The organism is Lutimonas halocynthiae, from assembly GCF_030409835.1.
GTDB classification, from domain to species: domain Bacteria; phylum Bacteroidota; class Bacteroidia; order Flavobacteriales; family Flavobacteriaceae; genus Lutimonas; species Lutimonas halocynthiae.
The window spans coordinates 160629-180604 of record NZ_JAUFQO010000001.1 but is presented as its reverse complement, the minus strand read 5'-3'; the positions used below and the strand labels follow the sequence as shown (position 1 = coordinate 180604).

General features: G+C 35.3%; 21 protein-coding genes. 17 read left to right on the top strand and 4 right to left on the bottom strand.

Annotated elements, in window-relative coordinates; genetic code table 11:
- Window positions 1–156 precede the first annotated feature (156 nt).
- A complete protein-coding gene (locus QWY87_RS00800; RefSeq protein WP_290287413.1) occupies window positions 157–951 on the top strand; it encodes an SDR family NAD(P)-dependent oxidoreductase in 795 nt (264 codons plus the stop codon).
- 25 nt (window positions 952–976) lie between these two features.
- The gene (locus QWY87_RS00795; protein ID WP_290287412.1) at window positions 977–2032 is read left to right on the top strand and encodes a VOC family protein; all 1056 of its coding nucleotides are present in this window, start codon (window positions 977–979) and stop codon (window positions 2030–2032) included.
- A 13-nt stretch (window positions 2033–2045) separates the two neighbouring features.
- Here the strand turns inward: QWY87_RS00795 and QWY87_RS00790 are convergent, their stop codons facing one another.
- On the bottom strand, window positions 2046–2855 hold the full coding sequence (locus tag QWY87_RS00790; protein ID WP_353959141.1) for a M48 family metallopeptidase: 810 nt from the start codon (window positions 2853–2855) through the stop codon (window positions 2046–2048).
- Between the two features lie 176 nt (window positions 2856–3031).
- On the opposite strand from QWY87_RS00790, the gene QWY87_RS00785 reads away from it, so the two are divergent.
- On the top strand, window positions 3032–3508 hold the full coding sequence (locus QWY87_RS00785) for a hypothetical protein (protein ID WP_290287410.1): 477 nt from the start codon (window positions 3032–3034) through the stop codon (window positions 3506–3508).
- Window positions 3498–3704 carry a helix-turn-helix transcriptional regulator gene (locus QWY87_RS00780; RefSeq protein WP_290287408.1) on the top strand — a complete coding sequence of 69 codons (207 nt, stop codon included), beginning with the start codon at window positions 3498–3500 and terminating at the stop codon, window positions 3702–3704. The genes QWY87_RS00785 and QWY87_RS00780 overlap by 11 nt, the downstream gene beginning before the upstream one ends.
- Before the next feature lie 10 nt (window positions 3705–3714).
- Here QWY87_RS00780 and QWY87_RS00775 read toward each other — a convergent pair whose 3' ends face one another.
- Complete coding sequence (locus QWY87_RS00775) at window positions 3715–4764, bottom strand: ATP-grasp domain-containing protein (protein WP_290287406.1); 1050 nt, start codon at window positions 4762–4764, stop codon at window positions 3715–3717.
- A 9-nt stretch (window positions 4765–4773) separates the two neighbouring features.
- Window positions 4774–6969, bottom strand: a complete 2196-nt coding sequence (locus QWY87_RS00770) for a penicillin acylase family protein (protein WP_290287404.1) — start codon at window positions 6967–6969, stop codon at window positions 4774–4776.
- A gap of 174 nt (window positions 6970–7143) precedes the next feature.
- Here QWY87_RS00770 and QWY87_RS00765 point away from each other — a divergent pair, with 174 nt between their 5' ends.
- The 13 genes from QWY87_RS00765 (at window position 7144) to QWY87_RS00705 (ending at window position 18037) form a co-directional block, all read left to right on the top strand.
- Window positions 7144–7671 carry a PH domain-containing protein gene (locus QWY87_RS00765; protein WP_290287402.1) on the top strand — a complete coding sequence of 176 codons (528 nt, stop codon included), beginning with the start codon at window positions 7144–7146 and terminating at the stop codon, window positions 7669–7671.
- Between the two features lie 10 nt (window positions 7672–7681).
- On the top strand, window positions 7682–9106 hold the full coding sequence (locus QWY87_RS00760; RefSeq protein WP_290287401.1) for an SDR family oxidoreductase: 1425 nt from the start codon (window positions 7682–7684) through the stop codon (window positions 9104–9106).
- Window positions 9107–9117: 11 nt separating this feature from the next.
- The gene (locus QWY87_RS00755) at window positions 9118–10392 is read left to right on the top strand and encodes a cryptochrome/photolyase family protein (protein WP_290287400.1); all 1275 of its coding nucleotides are present in this window, start codon (window positions 9118–9120) and stop codon (window positions 10390–10392) included.
- A 20-nt stretch (window positions 10393–10412) separates the two neighbouring features.
- Window positions 10413–10865, top strand: coding sequence for a GNAT family N-acetyltransferase (locus QWY87_RS00750; RefSeq protein WP_290287399.1), 453 nt, complete (start codon window positions 10413–10415; stop codon window positions 10863–10865).
- Between the two features lie 83 nt (window positions 10866–10948).
- On the top strand, window positions 10949–11158 hold the full coding sequence (locus QWY87_RS00745; RefSeq protein WP_290287398.1) for a hypothetical protein: 210 nt from the start codon (window positions 10949–10951) through the stop codon (window positions 11156–11158).
- 151 nt (window positions 11159–11309) lie between these two features.
- Window positions 11310–12179 carry a toxin-antitoxin system YwqK family antitoxin gene (locus QWY87_RS00740; protein WP_290287397.1) on the top strand — a complete coding sequence of 290 codons (870 nt, stop codon included), beginning with the start codon at window positions 11310–11312 and terminating at the stop codon, window positions 12177–12179.
- 111 nt (window positions 12180–12290) lie between these two features.
- Window positions 12291–13535 (top strand): PAS domain-containing sensor histidine kinase, encoded by a 1245-nt coding sequence (locus tag QWY87_RS00735; RefSeq protein WP_290287395.1) that lies wholly within the window; start codon window positions 12291–12293, stop codon window positions 13533–13535.
- Between the two features lie 40 nt (window positions 13536–13575).
- Window positions 13576–14607 (top strand): response regulator, encoded by a 1032-nt coding sequence (locus QWY87_RS00730; RefSeq protein WP_290287393.1) that lies wholly within the window; start codon window positions 13576–13578, stop codon window positions 14605–14607.
- 84 nt (window positions 14608–14691) lie between these two features.
- Window positions 14692–15537 carry a universal stress protein gene (locus tag QWY87_RS00725; RefSeq protein ID WP_290287391.1) on the top strand — a complete coding sequence of 282 codons (846 nt, stop codon included), beginning with the start codon at window positions 14692–14694 and terminating at the stop codon, window positions 15535–15537.
- Window positions 15538–15539: 2 nt separating this feature from the next.
- Window positions 15540–15926: a hypothetical protein gene (locus QWY87_RS00720; protein WP_290287389.1), complete on the top strand. Its 387-nt coding sequence runs from the start codon at window positions 15540–15542 to the stop codon at window positions 15924–15926.
- Window positions 15927–16458: 532 nt separating this feature from the next.
- The gene (locus tag QWY87_RS00715) at window positions 16459–16965 is read left to right on the top strand and encodes a nicotinate-nucleotide adenylyltransferase (protein ID WP_290287387.1); all 507 of its coding nucleotides are present in this window, start codon (window positions 16459–16461) and stop codon (window positions 16963–16965) included.
- A gap of 142 nt (window positions 16966–17107) precedes the next feature.
- Complete coding sequence (locus QWY87_RS00710; protein WP_290287384.1) at window positions 17108–17551, top strand: Hsp20/alpha crystallin family protein; 444 nt, start codon at window positions 17108–17110, stop codon at window positions 17549–17551.
- A gap of 63 nt (window positions 17552–17614) precedes the next feature.
- Window positions 17615–18037, top strand: coding sequence for a hypothetical protein (locus tag QWY87_RS00705; protein WP_290287383.1), 423 nt, complete (start codon window positions 17615–17617; stop codon window positions 18035–18037).
- 55 nt (window positions 18038–18092) lie between these two features.
- Here the strand turns inward: QWY87_RS00705 and QWY87_RS00700 are convergent, their stop codons facing one another.
- Window positions 18093–19976: an alpha-amylase family protein gene (locus QWY87_RS00700; RefSeq protein ID WP_435389474.1), complete on the bottom strand. Its 1884-nt coding sequence runs from the start codon at window positions 19974–19976 to the stop codon at window positions 18093–18095.

Here is a 19976-nt window from a genome sequence, read left to right as displayed (position 1 = left end):
CAAGGCTAATAAAATAAAGGCTCGTATAGTTTTATTAAGTTTAAATGGATTTACTCGTTAATATGAGACGCGTAGAAATATTCTTTTTTCTTTCCTAAACAAATTTAGCAAAATAGAATTTTACTGCTATCTTCGTCGCTTTCTGAAAAGACTTGTATGCAAATTACTGGAAAAACTTTATGGATTACAGGAGCCTCTTCAGGAATAGGAAGGGCTGTTGCCATTGAACTGTCTTTAAAGAGATGCCATTTAATTCTTTCGTCAAGAAAAAAGGAAGACTTAGAGAAAGTTGCAATTATCTGTGAAAATAACGGAAGTACCACCTCTGTAATACCTTTTGATTTAGGGAATGCCTTATCTATTGAGAAAGCGGCAAATAGGGTATTAGAAAATGAAACCAATATTGATGGCTTATATCATTTCGGAGGAATAAGCCAACGGTCTTATGTCAGTGATACAGCCATCTCTGTTGATCGAAAAATTTTTGAAGTGAATTTTTTTGGAACCATTGAGCTGACTAAAAGAGTCCTGCCTGTTATGATTAGTAATGGTGGTGGTCAGATTGGAGTAACGAGCAGTATTGTTGGAAAATTTGGATTTCCTTATCGTTCGTCATACGCCGCTTCAAAGCACGCTTTACATGGTTTTTTTGAAAGCTTAAGAGCTGAAAATGTTTCAAATAGTGTGTTGGTATCAATGATTATTCCTGGTCGGATAAAGACAAATATTTCTGTGAACGCCTTAGATAAGGATGGAAATGCGCATAACAAAATGGATGCAGGACAGGATAAAGGAATGTCGGCTGAAAAAGCCGCAGGGATAATTGTAAAGCGATTAGAAAAGGAAAAAAAAGAAATATTAGTAGGAGGAAGTGAATTAATAATGGTTCATATACGGAGGTTTTTTCCTAGATTGTATTATTATTTGTCAACTAAGGTTGAGCCCCTCTAATTAAAGCTAAAAAGGTATAATTGACATGAAAATTAACGGAATTCAACAATTGGGAGTGGGAGTAGAAGATGTGCATGAGGCCTGGAAATGGTATCGAGAGCACTTTTCTATGGATATTCTGATGTTCGACGAAGAAGCCGTGGCTGAACTAATGCTTAAACATACAGAAGGGAAGTCAAGAGCTAGACATGCAATTTTAGCCTTAAATATGGAAGGCGGTGGAGGATTTGAAATCTGGCAGCATACCGATAAAAAACCGGCTAAAATCACCACACCAATTCTGCTTGGAGATTTGGGAATAAATATCGGGATTTTAAAAACCGATAATATTGACGCTGCTTATCAGAAATATAAAGAATCTGGATTGAATTTGCTGGGTAAAATTTCTACAACACCTGCTAATGTTAAACATTTCTATTTAAAAGATGTTTATGATAATCTATGGGAAGTGAAGGAACACCCAGTAGTGTTTAAAAAAGAGAATTCAGTCAATGGTGGCGTTTTTGGAACTGTTATTGGCGTAAACAATATTGAGGAGAGCCTAGTTGTTTATAGAGACATCTTAGGCTTTGATGAGGTGGTTTATGACGAGACCGAAGTTTTTGATGATTTTGCAAAAATTCCAGGAGGAGAGCAAGAATTTAGAAGGGTATTATTACGTCATACAGATGTTAAGAACGGCGCTTTTAGTACGCTCTTTGGAAAATCTGAAATTGAGTTGGTTCAAGTGAAAGACAGAGAGCCCAAAAAGATATACGAAGGTCGAATCTGGGGCGATCCAGGTTTTATCCATTTGTGTTATGATATTAATGATATGGATGGCTTAAGAAAAAAGGCTGAGGCCAATGGATTTCCGTTTACTGTTGATAGCGCCAGGGCAATGGATACCTTTGATATGGGTGATGCGGCAGGAAATTTTGCTTATATACAAGCTCCAGAAGGGACATTAATAGAATTCGTTGAAACACATAAGATTCCATTGATAAAAAAACTTGGCTGGTATATCGATTTTAGAAAAAGAGGAAATCACCCCCTGCCAAATTGGATCTTAAGGCTATTTCGATTTAAGAGAGTCAAATAGTAAGCTACTAGATTTATTCATCAATTCCATATTCTCTGGCATTCATTCTTGCCACAGGAAGGTATCTTTGTAAATCGGCGATTCTCGTATCATGAGAAGGGTGGGTGCTTAAAAATTCTGGTGGAGCACCTCCTTTAGAATCAGCTTTCATTCTTTTCCATAAATCTATGGATTCTTCTGGGTCATAACCGGCCATGATCATAAAGACCATACCCAGTTTATCAGCTTCTTTTTCATGTGTTCTGCTATAGGCAAGCATTCCTACCTGAGAACTGATTCCATAAATACTATTCCAAAGCACTTGTGTTTCATAGTCTTGCCCTGAAGTACCTAAGGCAACTGCGACTCCTCCCAATTGTTGTCCATAAGAACTGGTCATTCTTTCTTGGCCGTGCTTAGCAAAGGCATGCGCAATTTCATGGCCCATGACCGCTGCAATTCCATCTTCATTGGCACAAACAGGTAAAATCCCAGTATAAAAAACCACCTTACCACCAGGAAGACACCAGGCATTCATTTGCTCATCTTCAACAAGATTAAATTCCCATTTATACTGATTTGCTTCTTCGATCATGCCGTTGGCTCGCATAAAGCGATCAACAGATTTTGAAATTCTTTGACCAATCTCTCGAATTTCCTGAGTCTTTTCTTTGTTCGTCGACAACTTATTTTCTTTTAAAAAAGTATCATATTGGGCAAAACTTGCAGGCAGAATTTCGGCATCGTCTACGATGTTAACACGCTTTCTTTCAGTAATAGGTACAGTGCTACAAGCTATTACAAGAAATAAGGTTAAAAAATAAGTCAGCGTTTTTCGCATCATTTTATAGATAGTTTAAGACTTCAAATCTGAGCAAAGTTAAGGTTTCAGGAAGGAATTCGGTAAAAAGTTGCAGACAATTTTAAAAACCAAAAGTCTTAAATTTATTACATAATGTAAAATATTCTTTACATTATGATAAATATTTCTTACATTTGAATATTCTAAATAATAAAAAGATGAAACTGAATTACTTATTTCCACACCCTTACAAGCGAATAGGGCTTATGTTACTCATACCGTTAATGATCGCTGGCTGGTTTATCATTAATTTTGATGTTGAACCAGAATTTTTAGATTTTGAAGTGCCTGCATTATTTGTAGATGAAATCTTTGGAGAAAAATTTATGTTTGGATTGACTGAAAATAATATTCTCAATGAGATCATTGGTGTTGCACTTATCATTTGTTTTTTAATGGTTGCTTTTTCAAAGGAAAAGCAAGAAGATGAATTGATAGAAAAAATCAGGCTGGATTCTTTGGTGTGGGCCACTTATGCAAACTATGCTGTCCTTTTGTTTTCAATGCTATTTGTATTTGGTATTTCGTTTTTTTGGGTAATGATCTGCAACATGTTTACCATCCTTCTTTTCTTTATAATTAGGTTCAACTGGCAAGTGAGAACTTTAAATAAAAACATGAGCCATGAAGAATAGTATAAAAGTAGAACGGGCCAAAAAGAATATAACGCAGGCAGAACTTGCAAAATTGGCCAAAGTAAGCAGGCAAACCATCAACGCTATGGAATTGGGTAAGTATGTACCATCAACAGTTTTGGCACTTAAACTTGCCAATATTTTTGAGACAGAGGTTGATAAAATTTTTGTTTTAGAAAACCAGGACTGGGAATAATAAGCTCAAGTTAAAACGACCATTTTTGATCAAAAATATTCATGATCAAATCAGTGTAAGACCAGCCCATAGCCGATGCAGCTAGAGCACTTAGACTGTTTTGATCTTTCCTGCCTATTCTGATGTTACCAGTCATATTAGGTTTTAGGTTGAGATCAAATAAATAATATGCGCCAGCTTGATTTGCCCTACAATCGATTCTTATTGGCGCTTTCACCTTTAAAATGGAGGCAGCTTGTGCACATTGAGATAACACTTTCTGAATATTAGATTCCTTTCGCTCTTTGGCTGATAAAACCTTTGAATTATGAATGACTGCGACATTCCCGCTATAGGGCGCAATACCATTTTGATGGTTATAACGTAAAACAGGTGGGAGACACCAATGTTTTTTTAATAATTGCTTTTTACCGTTCAAATTGTAGCTGCCTGGAGGCATTATAGTGACGGTAATTTCATTTCCTGATAAGTAAGATTCGGCATAAACGGAAGTTCCAAATAGTTTTGATTCAAACAAATTTTCCAGCCCTGATTTAAGTTCTTTTTCCCCTTCAATAAATGTTACGCCTTGACTACCTCTGCCTCTTATCGGTTTAAGGATTAAAGGAAATGAGAATGGGATCTTGCTAAGATTTGTAGTGTCTTTGTGAATTATAAAAGCTTCAGGAATGGGAATGTTGTTTTTACTTAGCAATTGATTAGTGGTCCATTTATTATCATATATCTCAACCATCTCAGCATCCTGACCTATTATTTCAAGCCCTTTATTTTTAAATTTCTGGATGGGATGATCAGCGTATAGCACCGTATTTAACCAAAGAATTTCGACTTTTTGATCGAGGGCTGAGTTGATACCATCTTCTGTATCCGGAAACACCCAATCCAAATCCACATTTTCTCGTGGTGTATTTATCGGGGTTACGACCATTTTTTCTGATTTTGACAAGGCAAAGGCAAGATCAGCCCCACTATCTGAATAACCTCCTTGTTTCATGGGTTTCGTAACGCCCTCCATTGTTGGAGCAGGGCCAGCTTGATATAGGATGGCTATTTTTTTCAATAGGATTATTTATTTTATAATTTCTCCAGGATGGTAGGTGTTAACTCCTCTTTTGAGGACATCTTCTTTATAAAAAGCAACCGTTTTAAATTGGCCCTTGGCATAACGCTCAGCCTGGTCGTCAAAATGGACAGATTCTGGATCACCGCTTTGCCCCCCGGCTAACAAGGTCTTGGCGCTGACTCTATCTCCAAATTCAACAACTGCAACGAAACTGTTGCCGCCAACACCGTAAATACGTTTGGTATTTTCTCCTTTCCTGGTGCCAAATGATGCCAAAGCACCCCAATAGCCACTCGCCATACCTATTGGAAGGCTCGAAAGACTATCATTAAATTTCTGAACGATATCACCATTGATTCTTTGGTATCTGTTATATTCACCCCAAGGTGTTTGCCACTTTCCAAAATCTGTTTCAAGTTGATCTATAGCCTTAGAGAGAATGTCTAAGCGTTCTTGAGGTGACGACTCACTGGCCATATAACTTATCATTTTGATAAACCCCTTCCTGTTATATTGCACCTTACCAGAATTCAAATAGGTATTCAGATAATACTGCGTTAAGGTCATTGGGATAGAATTTTCATCAACTCTAAAATTCCATGAACCCAGCATCTCTAAAACGGCTTTTTGCTTTGCATTTAAATTATCTGTTAATTTCCCGGCTTCTAAAAGACCTTTGATCAATGCTTCCGCTCCAGGTAAATAGGGGTCATATGCCAAATCAATTAGCTTGTCTAATGTCAGGTCTCGGGCCTGTTCCAACAATGCGATGGCATGAATACCTCTATAGTTCTCAGGAAAAGAAGTCATATAACTAGGATAATCGTCACGTTTAGGGCTATTTATACCAGCTGCGCTGAAAGGAGTGGAATTGCAATTTTGTATCCATCCATTATCAGGATTGACAATAAGAATATTTTCTTCTACCTCATGTAATCCTTTCCAGTCAGTATCAGGGTCACTGCCATCTACAGGTTTTGTATAATCTACATTGAGATTTCTTTTAGGAATAAAATTACCATGATAATAAGCAATATTCCCTTCTGCATCGGCAAAAACAGTATTGTTAGAAGAATTGGTTCGCAGGTCCATCATCTCCTTAAAACTTTTATGATTTTGCTGCTTGGTTCTTATAAAAGACTGTTGTAAAGCAGTTATCGGTTTCCACATCAAGGCAGTAGCCACCCATTTATCTTCATTCGCATGCGTAATCGGCCCGTGATGAGATCTGAATCCGACAAAGGATTTTTCCTTCGAGCCTTCCTCCGATAAATAGTTTAGGGTTACAGCGACTTTTTCAATCTCTCTCTTTTCATCTCCATATATGTAAAGTGGGCCATCAGCACTTTCTAATATTGTTTCTTCAAATTCATCAATGATATCAGTTCCTGTGGAGGTATGCATCCATCCGGTTGTTTCATTAAAACCCTGGTAAACAAAAAATTGACCCCATGTTACGGCGCCATAGGCATTAAGCCCTTCTTCACTGACCACATGAACCTCACCTCGGAAGAAGAATGATGTGTGCGGATTGATCAATAACATCGCGTTTTTAGACTGGGTCAGTTGGCCTGAAATCGCTAAACCATTTGATCCTTGAAGATCTCCGTATTTTAACCTCAGCATTCCGTCATGAACTTCGGCAAGCCTGCTCTCACTGGCAGGTTCATAGAATTTTTGCATCTTTTTTGTAGAAACCCTTTCAATATCACCACCTATCGAACCTTCACTAAAATAGAATGGCATCCAGGGTTCAAAATGATTTAAAAGTTTGGGTTCAACCTCCGGATGTGTAGCCAAATAATAATTGATACCATCAGCAAAGGCGATACATAACTTTTGTAACCATTCAGGGCTTTTTTCGTAGTTGCGAACAGCTTCTTCCTGGGTCATAAATAATCTAGCTCTCAAATCACTATAGATGGCTTCCTCTCCCTGAATCTCGGCCAAACGACCAATTGCCCATATATAGTTTTGCTCAACCCGATTAAAATCATCTTCGCATTGTGCGTATAGCAAGCCAAATACCGCATCCGCGTCTGATTTTCCATAAACATGAGGAACACCAAAATCATCCCTGATGATTTCTACATTTTTAGCCTGTTCCCGCCAGCGGTTTAAATCTTTTTTTTGTGAACTCTCTTGTTGATTAGGAGCACAACTCCAAATGCTTAAGAACAAAATGACAAATAATTTTTTCATATTCGAGATGAGTTTTGAAATTGCTTCTTACAAGCAAAGATAAATTTTTTATGATTCGATAGACCAATCGGCTTCTCCCTTTTAAATAGAAGAAGAATAGCTTTTTATTTACAGGAACCGTTGGAATTATTTCACTATTTTTATACAAATCAATACAAGACGAATAAGTTTGGGATGGAAGCAGCAAGAATAATTCAAAAAGCAGTTTTTAGTTTAAAAATTAAAACCTACATCCTGTTGGTTGTTGGATTTTTTCTTTTAATCTCAATTATTGGAATACCTGTTTTGATAGTATGGCTATTAGGGTTTGGTCAATATTATAGCAAAAGATATTATGAGAACCTAACATGTCAATTAACTACACAACATTTAATCTTTAGTAAGGGTGCTTTTTTTAGAGTTGAAAAGACAATACCACTTGAGAATATTCAAGACCTTACTTTTATTGAAAATCCAATATTGAATTTATTGGAGCTTCGAGTACTAAAAATAGAAACAGCCGGGAGTAGTAATCCTCACGGAAGTGATATGAAGTTAATTGGCATCAATGAAGCAGAAAAATTTAAACAAAAAGTTTTAGATCAAAGGGAGGTACTTGTAAGAAAACCAAATATAGAAAGTTCATCGAATGATAAAGATGAATCCTTAGCAGTTCTTCGCGAAATCCGCGATCTGTTGAAAGATTTTAAAGCGGAAAAATAAATAAATAGAAATGAGAATACTTCTGACAGGTGCCACCGGTTATATAGGAAAGAGATTGCTGCCGGTTTTGGTGGAAAACGGACATGAAGTGATTTGTTGCGTGCGAGACTTAAAGAGATTTAACCCGCCTGAGTCATTAAAACCAAAGATTGAGATCATACAATTAGATCTGTTGGACAAATCAACCATGACAAATATTCCAGAAAATATAGATGGTGCCTATTATCTGGTTCATTCTATGTCTTCTTCAAAAAACTATGAGCAATTAGAGCTTGAATCTGCGCTTAATTTTAAGGAAGCGATGAATACCACTAAGGTAAAACATGTGGTTTATTTAAGTGGGATTATTAATGCGGAAGGATTATCAAAACACTTGTCATCCAGAAAGAATGTAGAGAAAGAATTGTCTAAAGGAAATTATGCGCTGACCACTTTAAGGGCAGGAATTATAATAGGTTCTGGAAGCGCTTCTTTTGAAATTATCAGAGATCTGGTTGAAAAATTACCGGTAATGATAACGCCAAAATGGCTTGACACGAAATGCCAGCCCATTGGTGTAGCTGATGTAGTTCAGTTTCTGGTGAAGACCTTGTTCAATGAAAAAGGCTATAACAAGGATTTTGACATCGGAGGGTCTGACATATTAAGTTACAAGGAAATGTTGCTTGAATTTGGTCGTGTTAGAAATTTAAAAAGGCATATTTATATTGTTCCGGTAATGACGCCTAGACTTTCTTCATATTGGCTGTATTTTGTTACTTCTACCTCTTATAATTTGGCGATTGCATTGGTCAATAGCATGAAAATAGAAGTAATTTGTAGAAATAATGATTGGGCAAAAATATTGGATATTAAACCTATAGGCTATAGGGAGTCATTGGAAAAGGCTTTTAATAGAATTGAGAGTAATGAGATTGTTTCGAGTTGGAAAGATGCGCTGAGTAGCGGGAATATGAAGATGAATATTTCAGATTTTATTAATGTTCCGTCTTTTGGATGTTTTAGAGATCAAAGAGCAATGCCCTATGATGATTTTGATGCTGCATTGGAAAGAATTTGGAGAATAGGGGGGAAAAATGGTTGGTATTATGGCAATTGGTTATGGAAATTTCGAGGGTTCCTTGATAAGCTAGTTGGCGGCGTTGGACTAAGAAGAGGAAGAACGAGTGAAATAGAATTGAATTCAGGTGATGCTGTTGATTTTTGGAGGGTTTTGTATGCTAATAAAAAAGAAGGAAGATTGCTTTTGTTTGCCGAAATGAAGTTGCCTGGAGAAGCATGGTTGGAATTTAGATTAAAAAATAATTCTCTTGTTCAAACAGCAACTTTCAGGCCTGTTGGCTTGCTTGGTCGCCTATACTGGTATGCTGTATATCCTTTCCATGGCCTTATTTTTAATGGGATGTTGAGGCGTATTGCTTCTACTCCCAAGTAATAATGTAAACGATGAGTAAAGCAGTATTTTGGTTTCGTCGAGACCTAAGATTAGACGATAATACAGGACTATTAAAGGCATTGGCTGAAAATGAGGAGGTCATCCCAATTTTTATATTTGATGAATTAATCATCAACGAATTGCCAGAAGATGATCCAAGAGTAGGATTCATTTACGAAAGCTTATTTAAAATTGATAAAACACTCAAAGCTCATGGAAGTGGTCTTTTAGTTCTAAAAGGAGACCCATTAGATATTTGGAATGAGTTAGTAAATGAGGAATCAATTTCGGGTGTATATGTGAATAAGGATTATGAACCCTATGCTACTAAAAGAGATACTGCTGTTGCTGAATTATTGAAGCAGAAATCAATAGGTTTTCATCAATTTAAGGATCAGGTAATTTTCGAGGGAGGGGAAATTCTTAAAGACAATGGCCTGCCTTATCATATGTTTACGCCATATAAAAACAAGTGGCTAAAAAAATACCAAGAGATCCCTTCGAATGGAATTATTGATTTTAAGAAATTTCATTCGCAACAGACTGTTTTTCCTAGCCTTGAATCTCTTGGTTTTTCAAAAAGTAAAATCAAAGTCAAGGATTATGACTTGTCTGTTGCTGCTGACTATGAGTTAGAACGCAATTATCCCTCGAAAGATGGAGGTACAAATCTTGGACCACATCTAAGATTTGGAACAGTTAGTATCCGGGAACTCACTACCCAAATGATGTCATCAAGCCCAGTGCTTTTGAGTGAATTGATCTGGAGAGAGTTTTTTATGCAGATTCTTTTCCATTACCCAAAAGTAGTATTTGAGAATTTTAAATCGAAATACGATGGCGTTGTTTGGAGAAATGATCAGGAAGATTTTGAAAAATGGAAATCTGGTAAAACAGGTTTTCCAATGGTAGACGCAGGTATGCGAGAATTGAATGAAACGGGTTATATGCATAATAGAGTTAGAATGGTAACCGCCGGATTTTTATGCAAACATCTGCTGATTGACTGGCGCTGGGGAGAAGCCTACTTTGCTTCAAAATTATTGGATTATGAACTGTCTTCTAACAATGGAAACTGGCAATGGGCAGCTGGAACAGGTTGCGATGCAGCACCCTATTTTCGAATATTTAATCCTAGTGAACAGATTAGAAAATTTGATAAAGAACTCGTTTATATAAGAAAATGGATCCCGGAATATGAAACATTTGATTATCCTGAACCGATGGTAGATCATAAACTTGCAAGAGAAAGGGCATTAAAAGTTTATAAATTGGGTCTTGAGTGAACAAAAGATGAATTAGTAAGATGATTAAATTATTAAGAACAGATTCTAGTAATAAAGATTTTATAGAATTGGTAAGATTACTAGATGCTGAGCTTGCTGAAAGAGATGGAGAGGATCATTCCTTTTATGATCAATTCAATGCAATAGCCGATTTAAAACATGCCGTAATCGCCATTGAAAATAATATTCCGGTAGGTTGTGGAGCGATAAAGAAATTAACCGATGAAGCTGTTGAAGTCAAAAGAATGTATGTGATTTACAATCAGAGAGGTAAGGGTATTGCGGGAATCATCTTGACTGAATTGGAAAATTGGGCCAGAGAGCTAGGTTTCCATAAATGTAGGTTAGAAACTGGGAAAAGACAGCCAGAAGCTATAGCGCTGTATGAGAAAAAAGGGTATTTAAAAATCTCAAATTATGGTCCGTATAAAGGAATAGAGAACAGTATTTGTTTTGAAAAAGTAGTGAATTGAGTCAACAAGACATAGAATGTCGGCGTAATGTCATCATTATAGGTATAAATTTGGATTGTATTTATAATCTAATACCAGAAATGATGAAAGAGATTTTCAAGAGTTTAATCGGTATGACCTTTATAATAGGGTTGTTTTTAATATTTGAGGCTTTAATACAGTTTCATGCTCCGGAATTGGGCTTAATCGCCTCTACTGCAAGGGGTTTTGTTTGTGTTATTCTTTTAATGGGTCTTGTTATTATATCGAAATCAAGTATTGATTTACTTAAAATTTCGAGATTCAGAAAATAAAAACATTTTTTTACATCTATCAGATGAGTGCCAATAAGCTCATTTTCAGCCATTTTGTTTAAAACAAATAATAAGTAAGCTGTTATAACAATTTTATGTTTCGGGATAATTCTTTATTTTTGAGCGGTTTGGTGAAATTAATCTTGATGTAATGAAAGAAAAAATTAGTATACTTTTTCTTGTGTTTTTGTGGGTTACGATGTTAGAAGCTCAAGAGAAAATACATATTTCGGAAATAGAAGAAAGGAATGTAAATGGTAAAACGCTGCTTTTTGCCAATGATGCTCAATTTGAAGGGATAGTGTATGAAAATTATGTCCTTCCTAAGCTCAAATACACTGTCAAGGCAGGTAAAAAAAACGGACCCTACGAACTTTATTATGAAAATGGACAGCTTAAAAGGAAGACTACTTTTAAGGATGACAAGTATAATGGGGCCTACGAAGAGTACTATGATAATGGGCAATTAGCTATTAGAACTAGTTTTAAAGAAGGTAAATACCATGGGGCTTTACTGATGTTTTATAAAAGCGGACAGAAAGAAGCTGAAGGGAATCATATTGAAGGAAGTTTTGATGGCGTACAAAAGAAGTATTATGAAAATGGTAAAGCCAAATCAATTGTCAATTATCGCAATGGATTAAAAGAAGGACCTTCTGTTAGGTATTATGAGAATGGTGATTTAAAGGAAAGTGCTACGTATTCAAATGACTTGCTCAGCGGCTCTTATGAAAATTACTACGAAGACATGATGCTCTATGTTAAAACGGAGTATGAAAATGGTGAAAAAGAAGGAGAATTCAGCATGTACCATGAGAATGGGCAATTAAAGAGAAAAGGATTTTATTCTCAAGGCAGAGAAAATGGACCTTTCCAGATTTTCCATGAGAATGGAAAATTAAAAAGGAAAGGTTATTTTAAAGATGGTCGTTTAAGTGGTGAATTTGAAAGCTACGATGAAGACGGTCGATTGGTAAATAAAGCAACCTATAAAAATGGCCAAGAGATCAGTTCTCTGTAGTTGAATCACTTATTTAGAATCAATATGTAATAGGCACATATCCTGCGAAATAGCTAAAATCAATTCACTTTTTTCGTAACTTACATTCTTAATTTTTAAGAAACGGGTCTCATGGTAAAAAGTGATCAAGTTTTTTATAAAATTTGTTTTGACTCTCTTGTTGAAGGGATTTGTATAGCAAATCAAGAAGGTAGAATAGTGATGATCAATTCTGCCATAGAAGAGATTTTTGGGTATAAAAAAAGGGAATTAATAGGTCAAAAAATTGAGTTCCTCATTCCAAAGTCGCTACACAAAGCTCATTTCGAGCATTTCAATACCTATGTAAAATTTCCTAAAAAGTATAAAAAAGGTAAAGGGCGTGAGTTTTTTGGCATGCACAAAAATGGTTCAATTCTAGATCTGGAAATAGGTTTAAATCACTTTATCCATGAGGGAGCATTTTTTGCAAAGGCTGTTATTTCGGACATTAGAACAAGGAAACAGAGCGAGATTCAAATAAAGGAGAAAAACAAAATTCTTGAAAAGGAGGTTAAGCAACAAACTGTTCAATTAATTCGTGTAGTGACTGATCTGGAAAGATCCAATTTGAAGCTAAAGGAGGAAATAAAAGAAAGGATCTTAGCTGAAAAAAGTGCGAAAAAAGCATTTGAAAAGGAGAAAGAACTCAATGCCATGCAAACCAAATTTATGTCATTGGCTTCACATGAATTTAAGACACCACTGAGCGGTATCTTAACATCGGCAAGTCTTATCGATAAGTACAATGAGATCAATTCAAAAGAAAAGATACATGCGCATACCCGCACCATTAAAACCTTGGTAAATCAATTAAACAGCATACTTGATGATTTTCTGTTTCTCGAAAAAACTGAAAGCGATAATTATTTTTTCCAGTTGTCAAGATTCAAGATATGTGAATTGCTCAACAGGCTTATTGAGGATGCAAATATCATTCTCAAAGAGGGACAAAGAATTGAGCTTGAAACTTGCCAGGAATCCATTGAATTAATGCAAGACAGAAAAGTAATTGACATCATTATTCGGAACGTACTTTATAATGCAATAAAATATTCTGAAAAGGATTCAACAATCAAAATTAAGACAGAGAAAAGTAAAAATTTGAAAATAGCTATTATAGACCAGGGTATTGGAATTCCAGTAGATGCACAGGAATTTATTTTCGACAGGTTTTACAGGGCTAAAAATGTGCTTCATATCAAGGGAACTGGAATAGGTTTGAATATTGTAAAAAAGCACATGGAGAAACTTAATGGGTCAGTAGAGGTGAAAAGTGAAGAGTATAAAGGCACTACAGTAACGATTAAACTTCCATTGGTTCATAAAGTTAATTAACAAACTTGTTTTTTGATAATTGGTTTAAGACTAGGTTATGATGAAAAAAAAGATATTAATTATCGAGGATGATAAAATTGTAAGGGAGAATACAGCCGAAATATTACAATTGGCCAACTATGATGTTATCACAGCAGAAAATGGAAAGGTCGGTATTGAAAAAGCAAACTTTTTCAAACCTGATCTTGTAATTTGCGATATATTAATGCCTGAATTGGATGGCTATGGAGTATTGCAGATTATAATGAGAAATAAATTACTGCAAAAAATCCCTGTTATTTTTATGTCTGCTAAAACCAAACACGATGACGTAAGAAGAGGTATGGATCTCGGGGCCTCTGATTATATTACCAAGCCATTTGAGGAATCAGAATTACTCAGTGCGGTAGCATCCAGATTGAAAAGACGTGATTTATTGGCTGCTGATCCAACAAAGGAATCTGAGGTAATCAAGAAGTGGCAGATCAATGAAATTGAGAAAGCTTTTCATCATAAGGAGATAATGGAGTATAAGCTAGGAACAACAATTTATTGTGAAGGAAACATAAGTAATCATATTTTTTATATTCTAAAAGGAGAAGTAAAAACTTTTAAAACGAATCAGGAAGGGAAAGAATTAATCACGGAGATTTTTTTCGATAAAAGCTTTTTTGGCTTCACTTCACTACTAGAGAATAAACCATATACCGAAAATGCCGAGGCGATTAAAGATACCTCACTGATCAGGATACAGAAGCATGAATTATTTGAACTGATTAAAACCAATCCCAAGTTAGGATTGAATTTCATGGACCTTCTTTCAGCTGATCTTGAGTATGTGAAGCATCATTTACTGCACTTGGTATACGACCCGGTTCGCAGTAAGACGGCTGATGCTATCTTATATTTGCATGGAAAAGTAGGACTTAAAAAAACTGTTGACATCAGCAGATCAGATCTTGCCAGTTATCTGGGAATTGCAAAAGAAACACTTACTAGAACTTTGACTGATTTTAAAGAAGAAAAGCTAATAGAAACCTTTAAGAATGAAATTCAAATTCTTGACCATGAAGGTTTGCAAAGAATCCGATGACCTTAATCAAGGCAGCTATTGATTCTTGTCAATGTAAGAGCCAAAGCATATTATTATTTTTAAGTGAAAATTAAAATATTGATCATGAAAAAAATACTATTGCCCACCGATTTTTCACCGATTTCTATTAATGCAATTCAATATGCCACGAGACTATTTAAAGATATTCCCTGTACCTTTTATATGTTGAATGTTTTTAGGATTCCTTATTTGACTAATGAAGAATTAATGGATCAGAATGCTTCGAACTTGGCTTTGGTGGAGGATGAGATGTACGAAAATTCCAGAAAAGAAATAGAAAAATTAATTGAAGGAATTCCACAAAACGAAAACCATAGTTTTGAAGCAATTACTGACTATAACCTGTTTAGCTTAGCTGTAGAGCAGGTAGTTAAGGAAAAAGATATCGAACTGATCATCATGGGTACAAAAGGTGCATCAGGAGCCAAAGAAATTTTCATGGGAAGTAATGCAAGCGATGTCATTATGAGAAACTCTTGCCATGTGATTGCTGTGCCAGAACATAATGAGTTCAAGCCACCTAAAGAGCTTGTTTTTCCTACTGACTATCTTATTGACTATGATTTTAATGATTTGGTACCATTGGTAAATCTTGCTGAGTTGAATGATGCCATTGTTAGAATAGTTCATTTTAGCGATAAGGATGAATTGAGTGAAACACAGATGCGTAATAAAAGAAAACTGGAATCCTATTTGGTGAACGTACAACATAGTTGCCATACACTTTCTAATAGTGATTTTGAAGAAGGACTTAATTGTTTTACACAAAGCAGAGGCAATATTGACATGATAGTTATAATGGCCAGACATTATAACTTTTTTGAAAGATTATTTTTTAAACCCAAAGTAAGGGCCCTTAGTTTTCATGCCAAAATCCCTCTATTTGTTATGCATCATTTAAATGATTGAAAATGGTCAGTTCTATATTTTTAGCCAAATTCTGGGGATGGTTTTTTATCATATTTTTTTTACTTTTTATGATCTATCCCAAAAGAATCAAACAAATGTTTTCTTTTGCGAAAGACGATAAGTTCATTATTATTTTGGCCTTCCTGGGGATAATTATTGGTCTATTGAATATTCTGGTCCATAATTTATGGGTCAAAGACTGGAGGGTCATTATTACCCTATTCGGTTGGTTTAGTTTAATTAAGGGAATTAGTCAATTTGCTTTTCCGGAGTTTGCTTATAAGTGGGCACGAAAAATTGATTTTAAATGGTTTCAGTTTTTTCTGTTTTTGATGTTTATTGTTGGTTTGACTTTGTTGAATCAAGCCTACGGCTGGGTTCCTTATTAAAAGAATATGATAATTGATTAGAATCAAGCAAATCATTGATCTACGTCATTGATTTGCTTTATTTACTATTATAAATTTGGTGTATTAAATGAAAGAATGATTTACTCACTCATTTAATGGAACAAATTCTATGAAGCATTAAGAAGGCAGCTCAGGTAGATACCTGTAGGGTCTTTAAAATCAAAGGTAGGTTTTATAGCTTATCGAATATCTGTTTTCTGATTAGGAATTGATAAGGAATTAGTGAAGGATATTTTTAAATTATAAAAGGTATTTTTGATTTGAGAGGGAACAGGAAGTTAAACACTTCCTGTTCTTTTTTTGATTAAATACCAACATCATATTCGCTTTCTTATCTTCTCTTGAGTCTTTTATGCTATTTCTTTTAAACCAGTTTCCTATTGAGATCCCTTTTTAGCCATTTATTTTTGATAAGAATCATTGTTTCCTTTGAGCGTCGTCATTGCGGGTTCTTATTTCTACAAGTAATTTTATAGTTAGAAGTAGCAGTATTAATTAAAACCAAAGCATCATGAAAAAATTATTGTTAGGATTATTAGCTATTGGATTAAGCACCCAATTCTACGCTCAGGTTATTAATGATGGCATGTTACCAGAAGTAGAGGTTCGTGCCACAAATTATAAATACCTTAACAGCATAGATAATACAGAAGCCGCAGTATCTGTTAAACTGCTTGAAGATATGGTGGCAAAATTTGACGTTAGAAGTTCAGAATTTTACGAAGATGGAAACGATTTCTATAAAGTGTATTTCTATATACCTGATGGAAGAATTGTAGCCGCTTATGATAAGGATGGTAAAATTCTTTATACCGTTGAAAAATTTAATAACGTGGCTTTACCAAATAATGTAGCTGAGTCAGTCGCTGAAAGATTCCCTGGATGGAAGATTGCCAAGGATGTCTACAAAGTGAATTATGACGCAGATTCAGGAACTAATAAGCAATATAAGATCGTTCTTGAAAACGGTAAAAAAAGAATCAGAGTAAAAGTTGATGATGATGGTGTATTCCTATAAAAGGGGATATTTTGAGCTCAAATTGAGTTGCCCTTCGGGGCAACTTTTTTTGATTAGAATCATTAATTTGATTGATTAGAATCATTGCAGACGAGCGCTAATAAAAATAGCTTTAATGTGTTATTAATTTAAATGTTTTGTCATGACACTTGTAAAATTTAAAAAACCCAGACTACCTCGGTATGACAGCATGTTTACAGACCTATTAGGTTCTGACAGACTGCTTACCAATGACTTTATGCTAGAAGACAAATGGATCCCAGCAATGAATGTTAAAGAAACTGAAGACCACTTTGAAATTGAAATGGCCGCCCCAGGATTTAACAAAAAAGATTTTGAAATATCCATTGAAAATGGATTGTTGAAAATATCCGCAGAAAATAGCGAAGAAATCAAAGAAGAAGAGAAAGATTATACTCGTAAAGAGTTTAATTATAATTCGTTCTTAAGATCATTTACATTACCAGAAAATGTGAATGAAGAAGAAATGATCGATGCGACTTACAAACGTGGTATCTTGAAATTAGTTTTGAATAAAGTTCATATAGATGAAATTACTCCAAAACGAGTCATTGAAGTTCATTGATCGTTAGAATAGGGAGTCTAGGCTCCCTATTTTACTTAATTCATTAATTATTAGAAGCATATTATGAAAGATAAAGTCGAAACCTTGTATGAGCTTCATGAAACATCCGTAGCACGCATGAACGAATTGGAATTCATGAAGGATGAACAGTCATTTTTAGAACATTTACTTAGTTCACATTTTCTTGAATTAAGCGCACCTGATTTATATGATACCACTAGAAAGTTGATAAAAAAACTTAAAGAAGTTGAGCATTTAGGGAGCGATCTTATGACAGAAGTGCAATTATTCAATAAGCAGATTGCTAATTCCTTGGATGATAAAAAAACAAATATAATCTCAGATTCGCTAAAAAAACAGCGTATCATTCAAACAGATTTTGAAAACTATTCTTTAAAATTCAGATACGTTAAAAAGAAAATTTTTGGACTAGTCAAGGATATCATGATTGCCCATAAACAAAAGTTATTAATTAATAAGCAATAAAATTACTTCTATATCCCCCTCACTATGAATGAATAGGTTGTTTTTTTAAAATGGCCTATTCATTTTTTTTGAGTTTAAATATATTTGATTCAAGAGGCTTTAATTGTATTTTAATTCTCCCTGTTTTGTTGTTAACCTGCATAGTTCTTTCTGTTGTTTCATTGAGCTGGTCTATTGCTGAATATGAACCATCCTTAAGGTTCCAGATGTTAATAATCTCCTCCGGAATGATCAGATCCAGATCGTATTGATTCCCTGTGTCAAAATTTGAAACAATGATGACTTGTTCATTTTCTGACCATCTAACAAAAGAAAACACCCTATGGTCATAGTCTGGGTTTTGATCTTTATTGAAGTAATGAATTTCGCGATATGCTCCCATCAAGGCTTCACTGCTAAGGCTAAATCGGAGTAATTTTTTATAAAAGCTACGTAAATCTTTTTCTTCTTTAGAAAGACCAGCGCCATCAAAGCGTTTATGATTTGTCCAACGTTGAAAATGAGGAACACCAATATAGTCAAAAATAGAGGTTCTGGTAGGTGAACCAAAGCCAGCGTTCTCATTTCCGGGTTCTCCAACTTCTTGCCCAAAATACACCAAAGTAGGTGAGCTGCTTATGGTAGTGCTGACAACCATTGCCGGCTTTCCTTTTTCAGCTGATCCGGCAAAGTCTGGACTGGCAATTCGTTGTTCATCATGATTCTCCAGAAAGTGAAGCATATGATGCTCAATATCCATGATTTCTTCCTGAACTTTAGGAATATGATCTGTCCATCCATGACCTTGAACAATATGTTTTATACTATCATAGAACCCAACCTTATCGTATAGGTAATCCATCTTTCCCAAATGGATATAGTCTCTATAAAGACCTGGGTTATAAACTTCAGCTAGCAAAAGGGCTTCTGGATATTTTACTTTGATCGATGAATTCATATAACTCCAGAATTCAACAGGAACCATTTCGGCCATATCATATCGCAAACCATCAACACCTTTTTCCAGCCAATAAAGGGCGATGTCTCTAAATTTAATCCACGAATCAGGAACAGATTTATCTTTCCAGAAATCAAAATGATCCTGATAAGCTAATTTGTTAAAACCATCAGGAAGTGAGTCAAAATCTTTTGTTCCATCAGGCCTTACCCCGTAATTAATTTTTACTGTTTCATACCAGTCGTTTTGGTCTGGTTGCGCTAATCTGGATCCATTTCCGGTCCATTTTGCAGGATTTTCATCGAATTTTCCATTTGCCATAGGGTGGGCCTCACCTCCTAAAGGCTGGTAACCTCCTTTCCAATTGGGTACCTTGAATGATTCTCCGGTGATATAGTAAAAGTTATTGTCTTTTTTATAGGCTTGACTCGTATCATCATGTGCCCCAAAATCTGAAATGCCTTCAGGATTGTTCATCCCTTCATACTTTCGAGCGATATGGTTAGGAACGATATCAATGATAACTTTCATATTTTGTTCGTGAGTCCTGTCAATCAGCGCTTGAAATTCTTCCATTCTTTTTGAAGGATCAACAGCCATGTCTGGATCAACGCTGTAATAATCTTTTACTGCATAAGGAGAGCCGGCCCTTCCTTTAACTATATCTGGATCATCATTTGAGATCCCATAGCTCGAATAATCTGTTACCATGGCATGATGTAATACACCAGTATACCAAATATGACTAACGCCCAGTTCACGAATTTCGGATAAGGCTTCATCCGTAAAATCGTTAAATTTCCCTACGCCATTCTCCTCGAGCGTACCCCAAGGTTTATTGTTTGTGTTTTCGTTTCCAAACAGGCGCGTAAATACCTGATATATTACTTTTTTATGTTCTTTTTTCGTCATTTCAGGGGTTTTTGAAACTGGTTCTTTTTCACAGCTGAAAAATAAGCCGAATATTGACAATAATAAAAGGGTTTGAGAATATTTCATCAT

What these genes read in the sequence shown, in the direction of transcription:
- QWY87_RS00800 (WP_290287413.1), top strand. Translation starts at nt 157, where the DNA reads ATGCAAATTACTGGAAAAACTTTATGGATTACAGGAGCCTCTTCAGGA.
- QWY87_RS00795 (WP_290287412.1), top strand. Translation starts at nt 977, where the DNA reads ATGAAAATTAACGGAATTCAACAATTGGGAGTGGGAGTAGAAGATGTG.
- QWY87_RS00790 (WP_353959141.1), bottom strand. Translation starts at nt 2,855, where the DNA reads ATGATGCGAAAAACGCTGACTTATTTTTTAACCTTATTTCTTGTAATA.
- QWY87_RS00785 (WP_290287410.1), top strand. Translation starts at nt 3,032, where the DNA reads ATGAAACTGAATTACTTATTTCCACACCCTTACAAGCGAATAGGGCTT.
- QWY87_RS00780 (WP_290287408.1), top strand. Translation starts at nt 3,498, where the DNA reads ATGAAGAATAGTATAAAAGTAGAACGGGCCAAAAAGAATATAACGCAG.
- QWY87_RS00770 (WP_290287404.1), bottom strand. Translation starts at nt 6,969, where the DNA reads ATGAAAAAATTATTTGTCATTTTGTTCTTAAGCATTTGGAGTTGTGCT.
- QWY87_RS00765 (WP_290287402.1), top strand. Translation starts at nt 7,144, where the DNA reads ATGGAAGCAGCAAGAATAATTCAAAAAGCAGTTTTTAGTTTAAAAATT.
- QWY87_RS00760 (WP_290287401.1), top strand. Translation starts at nt 7,682, where the DNA reads ATGAGAATACTTCTGACAGGTGCCACCGGTTATATAGGAAAGAGATTG.
- QWY87_RS00755 (WP_290287400.1), top strand. Translation starts at nt 9,118, where the DNA reads ATGAGTAAAGCAGTATTTTGGTTTCGTCGAGACCTAAGATTAGACGAT.
- QWY87_RS00750 (WP_290287399.1), top strand. Translation starts at nt 10,413, where the DNA reads ATGATTAAATTATTAAGAACAGATTCTAGTAATAAAGATTTTATAGAA.
- QWY87_RS00745 (WP_290287398.1), top strand. Translation starts at nt 10,949, where the DNA reads ATGAAAGAGATTTTCAAGAGTTTAATCGGTATGACCTTTATAATAGGG.
- QWY87_RS00740 (WP_290287397.1), top strand. Translation starts at nt 11,310, where the DNA reads ATGAAAGAAAAAATTAGTATACTTTTTCTTGTGTTTTTGTGGGTTACG.
- QWY87_RS00735 (WP_290287395.1), top strand. Translation starts at nt 12,291, where the DNA reads ATGGTAAAAAGTGATCAAGTTTTTTATAAAATTTGTTTTGACTCTCTT.
- QWY87_RS00730 (WP_290287393.1), top strand. Translation starts at nt 13,576, where the DNA reads ATGAAAAAAAAGATATTAATTATCGAGGATGATAAAATTGTAAGGGAG.
- QWY87_RS00725 (WP_290287391.1), top strand. Translation starts at nt 14,692, where the DNA reads ATGAAAAAAATACTATTGCCCACCGATTTTTCACCGATTTCTATTAAT.
- QWY87_RS00720 (WP_290287389.1), top strand. Translation starts at nt 15,540, where the DNA reads ATGGTCAGTTCTATATTTTTAGCCAAATTCTGGGGATGGTTTTTTATC.
- QWY87_RS00715 (WP_290287387.1), top strand. Translation starts at nt 16,459, where the DNA reads ATGAAAAAATTATTGTTAGGATTATTAGCTATTGGATTAAGCACCCAA.
- QWY87_RS00710 (WP_290287384.1), top strand. Translation starts at nt 17,108, where the DNA reads ATGACACTTGTAAAATTTAAAAAACCCAGACTACCTCGGTATGACAGC.
- QWY87_RS00705 (WP_290287383.1), top strand. Translation starts at nt 17,615, where the DNA reads ATGAAAGATAAAGTCGAAACCTTGTATGAGCTTCATGAAACATCCGTA.
- QWY87_RS00700 (WP_435389474.1), bottom strand. Translation starts at nt 19,976, where the DNA reads ATGATGAAATATTCTCAAACCCTTTTATTATTGTCAATATTCGGCTTA.